Consider the following 13,128-nt stretch of genomic DNA (forward strand, 5'->3'; position numbering starts at 1 on the left):
GCCTCAGCGGCGGGGGCTCAGCGGCCGGGGCTCAGCGGCCCTTCTCCGGCGCCGGTGCTCTCGATCGCCGTCGCGATCTCGTCGAGCTCCTCGGCGGTCAGTGCCAGGGACGCGGCCGGCAGCCAGCCGTCGATCTGGTCCGGGCGCCGGGCACCGACGATCGCGCCGGTCACCCCGCGCCAGGCGAGGGTCCAGGCCACCGCGACCGAGGCGGTCGATGCGCCGCGCCGCTCCGCGACCGCCGCCAGCGCGTCGGCGAGCGCCAGGTTGGCGTCCAGGTTCGTCGTGAAGTCCGGGTGACGACTACGCCAGTCGTCGTCGGGGAGGCCGGCCGCGCGTTCCCGGGAGAACGCTCCGGTCAGCAGGCCCGACTGCATCGGCGAGTACACGATCACTCCGGTGCCGTGCGCGGCGCACCACTCGATTTCCGGCACGGCGGAGCGGTGGATCGCCGAGAACGGCGGCTGGAGTGAGTCCACGTGCCCGAGCTTCTCGGCGGTCTCCAGCTGCCCGACGTCGTGGTTGGACAGCCCCACAGCGCGTACCTTGCCCGCCGCCTTCAGCTCGAGCATGGTCTGCCAGTACTCCTCGAGGGGAGTCCCGTCCTGCGCCGGCCAGTGCACCTGGTACAGGTCGATGCGCTCGATGCCCAGCCGGCGCAGCGAGTCGTCGACCTCGCGGCGGATGCTGTCCGCCGCTCCGATCCTCCGGGCCTGGGCACCCGGGTCGGCCGGATCCCAGACGTTGCCGCACTTGGTGAAGACGTACGGCCGGTCGCCCTCGGGGATCTCCTTCAAGGCTCGTCCGACGACCTCCTCCGAGTGGCCCAGGCCGTAGATCGCGGCGGTGTCGATCCAGTTGACGCCCTGCTCGACGGCGTACCGGATCGCCGCGACCGACTCGGCGTCGTCCTGCGGTCCCCACGCGAACTTCCAGCCGGATCCGCCGATCGCCCACGCGCCGAAACCGACCCTGCTGAGGTCCATTCCGGTCGAGCCGAGCGGTTGGGTGGAAAGCGCCACGTCCGTTTCCCCTTGTCGTCTCTTCGTCGGCGACATCTCGTAGCGGGGTTCTTGCCCCTTTTCGAGCGCCTCCGGCCGTCAGGCGGCGTCCAGCTCCGCGATCTCCTCGGGGGTGAGCTCCAGCTCGGCCGCCGCGACGGAGTCGCGGATCGTCTCCGGCCGGCTCGACCCGGGGATCGGGATGACGACGGGCGACTTGGCCAGCATCCAGGCGAGGCAGACCCGCTGCGGGCTCACGCCGTGCGCCTCCGCGATCCGCGCGAACGCGCCGTGGGCGGATCCCAGGCCGCCGGCCTTGGAGATGCCGCCGAGCGGGCTCCACGGCAGGAAGGTGATGCCCAGCTCGTCGCACAGCCGCAGCTCCGGCTCGCTGCTGCGGAACGCGGGGGAGAACTGGTTCTGCACCGACGCGAGCCGGCCGCCGAGGATCTCCTGCGCCTGGCGGATCTGGTCCGGGTTCGCGTTGGAGATGCCGGCCAGCCGGATCTTCCCGGCGTCCAGGAGGTCGCGGATCGCGCCCACGGACTCGCCGTACGGGACGGCGGGGTCCGGCCGGTGGAACTGGTACAGGCCGATCGCCTCGACGCCGAGCCGCTTGAGCGACGCCTCGCACGCCTGCTTCAGGTGCTCGGGGGACCCGTCGAGCGTCCACGAGCCGTCGCCGGGACGTACGTGACCGCCCTTGGTCGCGACCAGCACGCCGGACGTGTCGCCGCCGTACGAGGCCAGGGCCTCGGCGACGAGGGACTCGTTGTGCCCCACCTCGTCGGCGCCGATGTGGTACGCGTCGGCCACGTCGATCAGGGTCACGCCCGCGTCGAGGGCCGCGTGGACGGTGGCGACGGAACGGCTCTCGTCGGGCCGTCCCTCGATCGACATGGGCATGGCTCCCAGCCCGATCGCACCGACCTGGACATCGCCGATCCGGCGAGTACGCATGAAGGACCTCCGAGAAATCCTGTGAAGAACGAACGGAACGGTCGGCGCGCCGCGGACACCCTCGCCGAGGGAGAACGGCGCGACGACGGCCCGGTCCCATACCCGCGATCGGCGGGAACGTGCCGGGCCGCTGACCGGTCTCCAGCCTGCTCCGCGAGCGACCAGGTGTCCAACAGAAGAAACCGATGAGATCAAGCAGTTAGAGTGCTCAATTGTGGAACTCCGGCATCTCGAGTACTTCGTGGCCGTGGCCGAGGAGGCGCACTTCACCCGCGCCGCCGAGCGCCTGCACCTCGCCCAGTCGGGGCTGTCGGCGTCGATCCGCGCGCTGGAACGCGAGCTCGCAGCCCCGCTCTTCGTCCGCAGCACCCGCCGCGTCGAACTGACCGAAGCGGGCCGTGCCCTGCTGACCGAGGCCCGCCGCACCCTCGCGAGCGTCGCCGCGGCCCGCAACGCCGTCGCCGCCGTCCAGGGTCTCGTACGCGGCACGCTGTGCGTCGGCACCGAGCAGTGCCTCGGAGTGGTCGACGTCGCCGGGATTCTCGCGCGTTTCCGATCCATGCACCCCGGTGTGGAGATCCGGCTGCGCCAGGCGGGCTCCTCGCACCTGGTCGAAGAGGTCCGCGCCGCGCGCCTGGACCTGGCCTTCGTGGCCATCTCGGGAGACCCGCCGCCCGGCGTCGCCCTGACGTCGCTGACGACCGAGCCGATGATGCTCGTCTGCCATCCCGGCCACCGGCTGGCGGCGTTCGACGCGGTCGACCTGGCGCAACTGGCGGGCGAGGTGTTCGTCGACTTCCACGCCGACTGGGGCGCGCGCCAGATCAGCGACCGGGCGTTCGAGACGGCCGGCCTGCCCAGGCACGTCGCCATGGAGGTCAACGACGTGCACAGCCTGCTCGACTTCGTCCAGCACGATCTCGGCATCGCCCTGGTGCCCCGGCCGATCGCCCACAAACGCAAGAAGAACGTCCGTGTCGTGCCGCTCCGCGAGACCCCGCCGACCTGGCGGGTGTCGGTCGCCGTGCCCACGGACGGCCCCACGAACAACCCGGCCTCCCAGGCCCTCCTCGGCATCGTCGGCGACTCCCTGACCGTTCCCGACGTCACACCCCCGGTCCCCGCCCCGGCGTGAGCGTCCGGTCAGTTCTCCGGATTCCATAGGTCGGCGACACGGTCTGCTTCGCGGCGGCCCTGTTCGCGGCCCGCGTGTGCCGTCGCTTCCCGGATGGACGGGTCGAGCGGGTTGGGGCCCATCGCGCTCTGGGACGCATCGTCCGGGTGGACGACCGACACGGTGGAGCCCCGGTGCCGCAGCTCGGCGACCTCTTCCTTGAGCCCGCCCCAGGGAGGACTCGGGGCTTCGGCGGGCGTAGGGGACAGGATCAGGACGCGCTCGTGGCCCACGACCAGATCGGCGTTCTCGCTGGAGTGGACGCCGCCGTCGACGTACCGGCGACCGTCGATGGAGACGGGCGGCCAGATCCCGGGGACGGCGCAGCTCGCCGCCACGGCGTCGACCAGGTGGACACCGGAGTCAGGGGCGAGAATCCGCCTTTCCCCGGTCTCCGCGTCCACCGTGACAATGGCGATGGGCCGGTCCGGCCAGGCGAACGACGGCAACCGGGAGGCGACGGCGTCCCTGCGGTTCTTCTCCGGGACCGTGGGCACCTCCAGCGCCCAGGCGCCCATGCGGCGACGCATCTCCAGGACGTCCTCCGCGCCCGCCATGATGTCCCCCAGCGTCGCGACGTAAGTGGTCAGGTCCAGTTCCGCGGGGATCTCCCTGGCCTGAAGCGCAGGGTCGACCTGGCGCTGGAACAGGTCTTCCATCGGCAGGCCGCTGCTCACCTGGGCGGTGACGGCGGATCCGGCGGACGTGCCCACGATCAGGTCGGCGTCGAGCACGTCGACACCCGCGTCGGCCAGCCCCGCCAGCACGCCCGTCTCCCAGGCGATGCCCGCCACACCGCCGCCACCGAGTACCAACGCCCGTCGTGTCATGCCCCCATTCTGACGGTTCGCTTCGGCGGCCGGCCCCAGACCTCGTGGGCGGTCTCGACGATGAGGCGGAGTTCGGCGGCCTGCGCCCATCCTTGGCCGGAGCGCGGCGTCAGGCGAGCATCTCGACGAACTCCGCCAGCTGGGTGAGGTTGCGGCACTCGTGCATCGGCACGACCGCGCCGTACGCCGAGGCGGCCGAGTCGCCGGAGTCCCAGTCCGCGGCCGGTTCGGGGTTGAGCCAGTACGCGTGCCGCGCCCGGCCCGCCAGTCGCCGGACCACCTCCAGGTTCAGCGACCCGTAGTTGCTGCGGGCGTCGCCGAGGATCAGCAGAGAGGTCTTCGGTGTGATCGCGTCGCCGTACCGGTCCTCGAAGACGCCGAAGGCGCGCCCGTAGTCGCTGTGCCCGCTCACCCAGACCAGGCGCGCCTCGCGGGTCATCGTCGTCATCGCCTCGACCACGTCGGCGCCCGGGGCGAAGAACCGGGTGATCTCGTCGAGGTCGTCGATGAACGCGAACGCCCGTACCCGGGCGAACTGCTCGCGCAGCGCATAGGTCAGCAGCAGGGTGAAGTGCGCGAAGGAGGAGACGGAGTCGCTGGCGTCGCACAGCACGACGAGTTCCGGTTTGTGGGGGCGGGGCGGCCGGTGGTGCGTGGTCAGGGGGACGCCGCCCGTCGACAGCGACGCGCGTACGGTCCTGCGGAAGTCCAGCCGGCCGCGCCTGCCGTGCCGCCGCCGGGCGGCGAGCCGGGCGGCCAGTCTGCGGGCGAGCGGCTGAACCTCCCGCCGGATCGCCGCCAGGTCCGTACGGGTCGCGCGGAGGAAGTCGACCTGCTCCAGCGGCGGCCGGGCGGCACTGCGCGCGACCTTCTCCGGGCCGTTCTCCTCGGCGAGCCGCCGCCGTACGTCCTCGGTGACGAGCCTCTCGAAACGTTCGATGCGGCGGGTGAACGTCCGGCGGGCGACCTTCTCGTCCAGGCCGCCGCGTTCGGTCAGCACGGCGGCGAGCAGCCCGGCCATCAACGTCTCCGGGGACAGGACCCGCAGCACCTGGTAGGAGAACCACTGCCCGCGGCTGCCGTTCCCGCCCGGCGCGCCAGAGCTGCGGCCGTACGCGCCGACCGCCTCGCGGGCGAAGTCGCGCAGGGCGGCGTCGTCGCCGTCCAGCAGGAGGCGGCTCAGTTCGTCACGCAGCCGCCGCAGCTCGGGATCGTCGTACGCGGGGCGCTCCCGGGCCGTCTCGGGACTGCCGGTCACCGGCGGGAACCACAGGTCGAACAGCGTGTCGAACGCCGCCCGATGCGCCTGCCGCTTGACGAGCGTGGCCGCGTACGCCGCGCGCAGGGACTCGCGATCGGCCAGGTCGATGGCGACCAGGGCGTGTACCGCGTCCAGCCCTTCGGCGAGCGACACCGGCAGGGCGGCCTCGCGCAGTGCGGTGAGGAAGCCCAGATGCCGGTCCAGGAGACCTGGTGTTCTATCGGGCGGCGGCATCGCCGTGGACGACCTCCTTGAGCGCGCGGTCCTGGTCGGAGCGGTGCTTGAGGACGACGCCGAGGGTCGCGGCGATCGTGTCCCCGTCGAGCCGGCCGAGGCCGAGCGCGAGGAGCGTACGGGCCCAGTCGATGGTCTCGGCGATGGACGGCGCCTTCTTGAGCTCGAGCTCGCGCAGGGCCGCCACGACCTGGGCGAGCCGGCGAGGGCCTCGTCGATGCCGGGGACCCGGGCCCGGACGATGTCGCGCTCGCGCTCCGGGGACGGGTAGTCGAGGTGCAGGTAGAGGCAGCGCCGCTTGAGCGCCTCGGACAGCTCCCGGGTCGCGTTGGACGTGAGGACGACGAAGGGCCGGCGCGCCGCCGTGATCGTGCCCAGTTCGGGGATGGTCACCTGGAAGTCGGACAGCACCTCGAGCAGCAGGCCCTCGACCTCGACGTCCGCCTTGTCCGTCTCGTCGATCAGCAGGACGGTGGGGTCGGTGCGCCGGATGGCGGTCAGCAGCGGGCGTTCGAGCAGGAACTCCTCGGTGAAGATGTCGTCGTGGGTGGCGCTCCACGACTGGTCGCCGGCGGCCTGAATGCGCAGCAGCTGTTTCTTGTAGTTCCACTCGTACAGGGCGCGCGGCTCGTCCAGGCCCTCGTAGCACTGGAGCCGTACGAGCCGCGCGTCGGTGATCGCGGCGACGGCCTTGGCCAGCTCCGTCTTCCCCACGCCGGCCGGGCCCTCGACCAGCAGGGGCTTGCCCAGCGCCGCGGCGAGGTAGACGGTCGTCGCGATCGCGTCGTCGGCCAGGTAGTCCACGGCCGCGAGACGTTCGCGGACGTCGGCGGGCGAGGTGAAGGTCATCTGCGCTCCAGGAAACGAACCGAATCGCGTTCGAACCTATCCCATGCACCGCGGAAAACGGATCGACGACCGGACGCGATGCCGGTATGGTGCTGGAACGCCCTGGACTGGGAGGAGGTGAGAGCGATGGACCGTACGACGTTCATGCGCTCCTGCCCCGTCCGGGCGTCGCGGGTCTGACCGGGAGCGCACCGCACCTTCCGGAAGGACTTTCATGACCGATCTGGTCATCCGCCCGCTCGCCCCCGGCGAGGAGCATCTCTTCGAGCAACTCTCCGATCCCGTTCTGGTCGGGGTCGCCGCGTTCGGCCGGTCGTACCGCGCGACGGCCGCCGCGGGCGAGTACCGCCCCGAATGGACCTGGGTCGCCCTGCGCGGCGACACGGTGGTCGCCCGTGCCGCCTGGTGGGGTACGCCGGGCGACGACGAGCCGGTCGCGCTCGACTGGTTCGACCTCACCGACGCCGACGCGGGCGTCGCCCTCCTGCGAGCGGCCCGCGCGGAATCGCTGAAAGCCGAGTACTGCCTGTTCGTCCCGCCGCACGGGCGGGAGCGACCCGAGGTCCGCGCCGCCGTACGGGCCCGCGCCGACGCGGCCGTCGCCGCCGGGATGACCTGGCTCGTGGATCGCTACCGGTACGAGTGGACGACCGCGTGCGGGCTGCCCGAACGCCCCGGCCGCCTGACCTACCGGCCCGAGCCCGACGACTCGGTGATCCTCGACGTGCTGCGCCGGATCCAGCACGGCACCCTCGACGCCCACGCCCGCCGCGCCATCGCCGAACGGGATCTGGACGCCGCCGCGCGCGAGGACCTGGACCTCCTGCGGAGGTTCCCCGCTCCCCGCGAATGGTGGCGACTGGCGTACACGCCCGGCGGCGACCTCGCCGGTTTCGTCGCTCCGACCCGCAACCACACCGCACCGGTCATCGGCCTCGTCGGGGTCGTGCCCGAACAGCGCGGCCACGGATACGGCTACGACCTCCTCGCCGAGGGCACCCATCTCCTGGTCGAACAGGGCGCCGATCGCATCCTGGCCGACACCGACATGACGAACACGCCGATGGCCGCCGCCTTCACCCGGGCCGGCTATCCCGTCACCCAGGAGCGGATCTTCTTCGCTTGACCCTCCGCCGGGCGGTGCGCGACCGTGAAGGTTTCGTGCACCGCCCGGCGAACTCCCTGGAGGACGCGATGCCCGCTCGCATGACGCCGCCATTCCGCGCCGACCACGTCGGCAGCCTGCTACGCCCACCGGAGCTACTCCGGGCCCGCGACGACTTCGCCGCCGGCCGGATCTCCGCCGAGCGGCTACGGTCGGCCGAGGACGAGGCGATCCGCACGGTGGTGAAGATGCAGGAGGACGTGGGCCTGCGGAGCGCCACCGACGGAGAGTTCCGCCGCGCCTCCTGGCACATGGACTTCATCTACCGGCTCGGCGGCATCGACCCGGCATCGGAGAAACTGAAGGTCCACTTCCGCAACGAGTCCGGCGACCTGGAGTTCATGTCCGCCGCGCTGCGCGTGCACGGCAGGGTCCGGCTCGATGAGACGATCTTCGCCGACGACTTCCGCGCCCTGCGGGGCTTCGTCTCCACGAACACGCCCAAGCTCACGATCCCCTCGCCGAGCATGGTCCACTACCGCGGCGGTCCGGCGTCGATCGATCACGAGGTGTACCCGGACACCGAGGGGTTCTGGCGCGACCTGAGCGCCGCCTATGCCGAGGAGGTCCGCCGGCTCGGCGAACTCGGCTGCACCTACCTCCAGTTCGACGACACCAGCCTGGCCTACCTCAACGACCCGGCGCAGCGCGCCCAGATCGCCGCCCGCGGCGACGACGCCGAGCACATGCACCTGCGCTACATCAAGCAGATCAACGCGGCGCTCGCCGGCCGCCCCGAGGGCATGACGGTCACCACGCACATGTGCCGCGGCAACTTCCGCTCCTCCTGGGCGGCCGAGGGCGGATACGACTTCGTCGCCGAGGCGCTCTTCGGCGAACTGGGCGTCGACGGCTTCTTCCTCGAGTACGACGACGCCCGCTCGGGCGGCTTCGAGCCGCTCCGTTTCGTCCCGAAGGGCAAGATGGTCGTCCTGGGCCTGGTGACCACCAAGCGCGGCGAGCTGGAGTCGAAGGACGCCCTGAAACGCCGCATCGAGGAGGCGTCCAAGTACGTCGACGGCGACCAGCTCTGCCTGTCGCCGCAGTGCGGTTTCTCCTCCACCGTCGAGGGCAACGCGCTCACGTACGACCAGCAGGTCGCCAAACTCCGCCTCATCGTCGAAACCGCCCACGAGGTCTGGGGCTAGCGAGCGCTCCGATCGAGGCCGAAATCCTGGTCTTGTCCCGCCAGCCATGGCGCTCATCCACGGAAGGTTCACCGCATTCTCACCGGGTAACTCTTTCTGCTGCCACGGAGACCGACCCTAACCAGGGAGTTCTGATGGATTCCGTGATCGATACGGTGAAAGTGCAGGAACAGGAGTACAGCCAGGGCGAGGAGCGGCCGCTGAGGTCGTACGCGGGCACGCTCGTGACCTATGGCGTGGCCGTGGGCGCGGCCACCGCGATCGCGCGGCTGACCGGGCGGCGGGCGCCCCGGCTCGGCCTGCGGGACATCGCGCTCATGACCGTGACCACCCACAAGCTGTCCCGGAGCCTGTCCAAGGACCCGGTGACGAGCCCCCTGCGAGCACCCTTCACCCGGTACAAGGGCACCGCCGGACCGGCCGAACTCGCCGAAGAGGTGCGCGGCCGAGGCGTCAAGCACGCCATCGGGGAGTTGATCACCTGCCCGTTCTGCATGGCCCAGTGGGTCGGTACGGCGTACGCGGTGGGGATGACCTTCGCGCCCGACGCGACGCGGCTGGCCGGGGCGACGATGACCGCCGTCGCGGGGGCCGACTGGCTCCAGCTCGTCTACGCCCGGCTGCAACGGTCGGCCGAGGGCTGAGAGGCGCGGCGCCGACGTGTTGTCCGAGGCCGCCGTCCCAGGTCCCGTCGGCCGAGGCGCCGGCGTGTTGCCCGTGACCGGCTTTTCGGGCCGGTCCGTTCCAGTACGCCGGGGCGCTGACCTGCCCCGGTAGGGCCGAATCGAGGGGGTTTGGGACGCCCTCGGCGGGTAGGCGGGCAGCATGGACGTTACCTTCCTCAAGTCGCTGTACGACATTCCCGGCCCGTTCGCCTCCGTCTACCTCGACATGCGACGGGCCACGGAGGACGCCGCGAAGGTCATCGAGCTGCGGTGGCGGGCCCTGCACCGCGAACTGGTCGAGCAGGGGACGCCGGCCGCGACCGTTGAGGCGATCGAGCGGGTTGTGGCCGAGGAGAACATCCAGCGCGAATCCGGCACTCTCGCGGTGTTCGCGGCGGACGGCGAGGCCGTCCACTCCGAGGTACTGTCCGGGACACCGCGCGCCGAACTGGCCAGATACGCCCCGTTGCCGCACGTCAAGCCGCTCCTGGCGCAGCGCGGGCACCCGATCGCCTACCTGGTCGCCAGGGTGGACCGGCTCGGCGGGGAGATCACCTGCGTGTCGCGGGGCGGCGATCGCCGCACGATCACGGTCAAGCCCGACGAGGACTTCCCGGTGCGCAAGACCAAGGCCGGCGACATGTTCCGGCAGGACAAGCAGCAGCGGGCCGCCGAGGAGGTCTGGCGGACCAACGCCAAGAAGGTCGCCCACGCGATCGTCGGGGCGGTCGACGACTGCTGTGGCGACATCGTGATCCTCGCCGGCGACGTCCGCGCCCGTACGGCCGTCCAGGAGGAACTGTCCGAACCCGTCCTGTCGCGCGTCGTGGACGCGGGCGGGGCCGGGCCGACGCTGGACGAGGAGATCACCCGCGCCGTCGAGCTCAAGCGGGCCGAACACCTCACCTCCCTGGTCAGCCGGTTCGACGAACAGCTCACTAAGCACGGCCGCGCGGTCGAGGGCATGGAGGGCGTGACCGACGCGCTGCGCAAGGGACAGGTCGCCTGCCTGTTCCTGGAGGACCGGCCGGACTCGTCGATCACCCTGTGGACGGGGCCGCAGGCGACCGATGTGGCGACGTCCGCCGACCGCCTGCGGGAGCTCGGCGTCGCCGACCCCGTTGCGGACCTGGCCGACGCCGCTCTCATCCGGGCGCTCGCCCGCACGGATGGGGAACTGGTGCTCCTGCCACCGGAGTCGCTGCGCGCCGAGTCCGGCGCGGGAGCCCTGCTGCGGTACGCGGACTGAGCGGCGAGGGGGCCACGACCGGATGCCCCCTGTCTCCCGCCGGGTTCAGGCGACAAGCACCATCTGGATGCCGCTGAGAAGGACGGTGACTCTGTGACGGACGCGGTGATCTTTGACGTGGACGGCACGCTCGTCGACACCAACTACCTGCACGCCGTGACGTGGTGGGAGGCGTTCCGCCAGCACGGCCACGGGGTCGACATGGCCGCCGTGCACCGGGCGATCGGGATGGGGTCCGACAAGCTGCTGGACCGGCTCCTGCCCGACGACCGTGACCGTGACGGTGACGACGAGGTCCGTGTGGCGCGCAAGACGCTGTATCGGCTGTTCTGGAGCCGCTTGCGCGCCTTCGACGGCGCGGCGGACCTGCTGCGAGCCTGCGCCTCCCGCGGCCTGAAGGTCGTCCTGGCCAGTTCCGCGGACGGCGACGAGATGGGGGCGCTGCTCGCCGCCCTCGACGCCGACGACGCGATCGCCGCCGTGACGTCCTCGGCCGACGCCGAGCAGAGCAAGCCCGCGCCCGATATCGTGCAGGTCGCCCTCGACCGCGCCGGCGTACGACCCGACCAGGCGGTCTTCGTGGGGGACACGGTCTGGGACGTACGGGCGTGCGAGCGCGCAGGTCTGCCGTGCGTCGGCGTGCTGTCCGGGGGCATCGGCGCGGACGAGCTCCGGGAGGCGGGCGCCGTCGCGATCTATGACGGGACGGCCCACCTGCTGGAGGATCTCGACCGCAGCCCGATCGCGAAGTGATCTCGACGGGGCCGGGTCGCGCCGGGGGGCTTTGATCGCGAAGTCGTCTCGGAGCGGTCGGCTCGGCGCCCGCCCGGCCCGCCGACGGGCGGGCCGGGCGGCGTCGGCGCCTCACGGCAGGAGCGTGTCCAGGAACGTGTTACTGAACACCCGGTGCGGGTCGTAGCCGTTGAGGGTGGCCCGCGCGGCGTCGAAGCCGTCGCCGGCGGCCTGGCCCGCGTTGACGGCGTTGCGGATGGTGGAGGTCAGCATCGTCGTGTCGGTCCAGGCCCCGCCGGTCGTGACCGCCCAGGCCTTGGACCACTCGGGCCGTACGGTCGCGTACGAACCGGTGTAGTTGGAGAAGATCCACTGCTCCATCTCGCGGTAGAACGCGTTGCATTGCGGAGTGCCGGGGATGGTGCCCATGTCGAGCCAGACGCACACGTCCCACTCGGGGTGGTCCGGGCGGGGGCGTACGGATGACAGTTGCGGGGTGACGGCGCCGCTCACCCCGGACTCGGACGGCTGGTCCAGGCCCGTCACGCGGATCTCGATCGGGCCGTTCATCGGGTACTGGCCCTGCGCCTGATAGGCGTTGATCCGCGAGACGTACCGGTTGTAGAACTCGCTGACCACGCGCTGGATGTTGGACCGGGCGGTGAGGACGGCGTAGCCGGCCTCGACGATCCTCAGCGTGGTCGGCTGCACGTACAGCAGGGTGTTCTTCGTCCAGCCCCAGATGTCCCACGTGCCGGTGGTGATCAGTCCCGAGCCGACGATCGCCATCTCGAGGTTCTCGAACGACGGGGTGACCGAGACGTCGCCGCCCACGATCTGCTTGATGTAGTCGGACTGCTGCTGGTTGATGAAGTTCGCGAACGTGTAGTTGTACGGGCTGTCCACCTGCTTCGAGAGGATGGGCTTGGTCGGGCTCAGCGACCACAGCTTGATCCACGGGACGGTCGTGAACGGGAACCAGATCACCTCCATCCGCCCGCACCCGTTCAGCAGGCTCGCGAAGGAGTTCGACCCGGCGGAGGACGGCGCGGCGAAGATGTCCGTCACCTGGATGTCGTACCGGCTCTGGCACCTCAGGCGCTGGTTGGCGCCCACTTCGAGGGTCACCTCGGTGACGAACGCCCGGCCGAGGTGGGCCAGGAACGCCTTCATCGCGGCGTCGGTCCGGCTGAACGTCTGGAGCGTGAACGCGCTTCCGTTCCAGACCACGGCGGTCAGGGACCGGATGAGGTTGCTCAGCGAGCCGTAGCTGGTTCCGGCGAGGCGGCTCTCGCCCTGGGCGGGGATCGCCGAACCGTGCGCGTTGATCGCCAGTACGCCGCCGAGGGTGATGTCGCCGGGAGCGGGGATCGCGGCGAACCCCAGGCCGGCGGTCTCGAGCTTGGCGAGCAGGGCGTCCATCGTGATCCCGGTCTGCGCGGTGACCGCCCCGGAGCCGATGCTGACGGACGTCAGGTGCTGGGTCGTGTCGACGAGGATGACCTTGCTGACGTCGGCGCCGTTCGGCACGAGGATCGGGGACCAGTTGTGCCCCATCCCCTTGGGGCGGACGCGGTAGCCGTTCTGCTGGGCCCAGTTCGCGACGGACACTACCTCGGCGGGGGTGTTCGGCGCGCAGGTCAGGGCGTTCTCGATGGTGATCTCTTCGGACCAGTTCTGGTACGCCTGCCGATAGAGCGGCAGCGGGAAGCCGGGCAGGGTGTCGGCGCGAGCGGGGACGCGGAAGGCGGGAACCCAGGTGAGGGCGGCCGCCCCGGCGGCCGCGAGGAGGCCGCGGCGGGACAGGTGGGAGGACGAATCCATGGGTGCTCCCAGGGGGAGCGGCGGTCCGGTCGGGGG

The 13,128-nt window shown here is 71.3% G+C and carries 11 protein-coding genes; 6 read left to right on the top strand and 5 right to left on the bottom strand.

Annotated features, from left to right (window positions below):
* Positions 1–17: 17 nt before the first annotated feature.
* Both ACYVF7_RS19170 and ACYVF7_RS19175 read right to left on the bottom strand, forming a co-directional pair.
* Positions 18–1,022, bottom strand: a complete 1,005-nt coding sequence (locus ACYVF7_RS19170) for an aldo/keto reductase (RefSeq protein WP_460342057.1) — start codon at positions 1,020–1,022, stop codon at positions 18–20.
* A gap of 78 nt (positions 1,023–1,100) precedes the next feature.
* The gene (locus tag ACYVF7_RS19175) at positions 1,101–1,961 is read right to left on the bottom strand and encodes an aldo/keto reductase (protein WP_460342060.1); all 861 of its coding nucleotides are present in this window, start codon (positions 1,959–1,961) and stop codon (positions 1,101–1,103) included.
* Between the two features lie 214 nt (positions 1,962–2,175).
* Between ACYVF7_RS19175 and ACYVF7_RS19180 the strand changes: the two genes are divergently transcribed.
* Positions 2,176–3,096: a LysR family transcriptional regulator gene (locus tag ACYVF7_RS19180; RefSeq protein ID WP_460342063.1), complete on the top strand. Its 921-nt coding sequence runs from the start codon at positions 2,176–2,178 to the stop codon at positions 3,094–3,096.
* 8 nt (positions 3,097–3,104) lie between these two features.
* Here the strand turns inward: ACYVF7_RS19180 and ACYVF7_RS19185 are convergent, their stop codons facing one another.
* Entirely contained in the window at positions 3,105–3,965 is an 861-nt protein-coding gene (locus ACYVF7_RS19185) for a patatin-like phospholipase family protein (RefSeq protein WP_460342066.1), read from the bottom strand.
* 109 nt (positions 3,966–4,074) lie between these two features.
* The gene (locus tag ACYVF7_RS19190; protein ID WP_460342069.1) at positions 4,075–6,309 is read right to left on the bottom strand and encodes a VWA domain-containing protein; all 2,235 of its coding nucleotides are present in this window, start codon (positions 6,307–6,309) and stop codon (positions 4,075–4,077) included.
* A gap of 214 nt (positions 6,310–6,523) precedes the next feature.
* Here ACYVF7_RS19190 and ACYVF7_RS19195 point away from each other — a divergent pair, with 214 nt between their 5' ends.
* The 5 genes from ACYVF7_RS19195 to ACYVF7_RS19215 all read left to right on the top strand — a co-directional run bounded on the left by ACYVF7_RS19195 (position 6,524) and on the right by ACYVF7_RS19215 (position 11,289).
* Positions 6,524–7,435 (top strand): GNAT family N-acetyltransferase, encoded by a 912-nt coding sequence (locus tag ACYVF7_RS19195; RefSeq protein WP_460342072.1) that lies wholly within the window; start codon positions 6,524–6,526, stop codon positions 7,433–7,435.
* Positions 7,432–8,622 carry a 5-methyltetrahydropteroyltriglutamate--homocysteine S-methyltransferase gene (locus tag ACYVF7_RS19200; RefSeq protein WP_460342075.1) on the top strand — a complete coding sequence of 397 codons (1,191 nt, stop codon included), beginning with the start codon at positions 7,432–7,434 and terminating at the stop codon, positions 8,620–8,622. The genes ACYVF7_RS19195 and ACYVF7_RS19200 overlap by 4 nt, the downstream gene beginning before the upstream one ends.
* 134 nt (positions 8,623–8,756) lie before the next feature.
* Positions 8,757–9,266, top strand: a complete 510-nt coding sequence (locus tag ACYVF7_RS19205) for a DUF1360 domain-containing protein (RefSeq protein WP_460342077.1) — start codon at positions 8,757–8,759, stop codon at positions 9,264–9,266.
* A gap of 181 nt (positions 9,267–9,447) precedes the next feature.
* Positions 9,448–10,536 (top strand): baeRF2 domain-containing protein, encoded by a 1,089-nt coding sequence (locus tag ACYVF7_RS19210; RefSeq protein ID WP_460342080.1) that lies wholly within the window; start codon positions 9,448–9,450, stop codon positions 10,534–10,536.
* A 93-nt stretch (positions 10,537–10,629) separates the two neighbouring features.
* Positions 10,630–11,289 (top strand): HAD family hydrolase, encoded by a 660-nt coding sequence (locus tag ACYVF7_RS19215; protein ID WP_460342083.1) that lies wholly within the window; start codon positions 10,630–10,632, stop codon positions 11,287–11,289.
* A 111-nt stretch (positions 11,290–11,400) separates the two neighbouring features.
* On the opposite strand, the gene ACYVF7_RS19220 is transcribed toward ACYVF7_RS19215, so the two are convergent.
* Complete coding sequence (locus tag ACYVF7_RS19220; protein WP_460342086.1) at positions 11,401–13,092, bottom strand: cholesterol oxidase substrate-binding domain-containing protein; 1,692 nt, start codon at positions 13,090–13,092, stop codon at positions 11,401–11,403.
* Positions 13,093–13,128: the final 36 nt, after the last annotated feature.

The organism is Actinoallomurus acanthiterrae (genome assembly GCF_054775715.1).

Coding starts and splice junctions, on each gene's coding strand:
- ACYVF7_RS19210 (WP_460342080.1), top strand. CDS start 9,448: ATGGACGTTACCTTCCTCAAGTCGCTGTACGACATTCCCGGCCCGTTC.
- ACYVF7_RS19220 (WP_460342086.1), bottom strand. CDS start 13,092: ATGGATTCGTCCTCCCACCTGTCCCGCCGCGGCCTCCTCGCGGCCGCC.
- ACYVF7_RS19190 (WP_460342069.1), bottom strand. CDS start 6,309: ATGACCTTCACCTCGCCCGCCGACGTCCGCGAACGTCTCGCGGCCGTG.
- ACYVF7_RS19205 (WP_460342077.1), top strand. CDS start 8,757: ATGGATTCCGTGATCGATACGGTGAAAGTGCAGGAACAGGAGTACAGC.
- ACYVF7_RS19195 (WP_460342072.1), top strand. CDS start 6,524: ATGACCGATCTGGTCATCCGCCCGCTCGCCCCCGGCGAGGAGCATCTC.
- ACYVF7_RS19175 (WP_460342060.1), bottom strand. CDS start 1,961: ATGCGTACTCGCCGGATCGGCGATGTCCAGGTCGGTGCGATCGGGCTG.
- ACYVF7_RS19185 (WP_460342066.1), bottom strand. CDS start 3,965: ATGACACGACGGGCGTTGGTACTCGGTGGCGGCGGTGTGGCGGGCATC.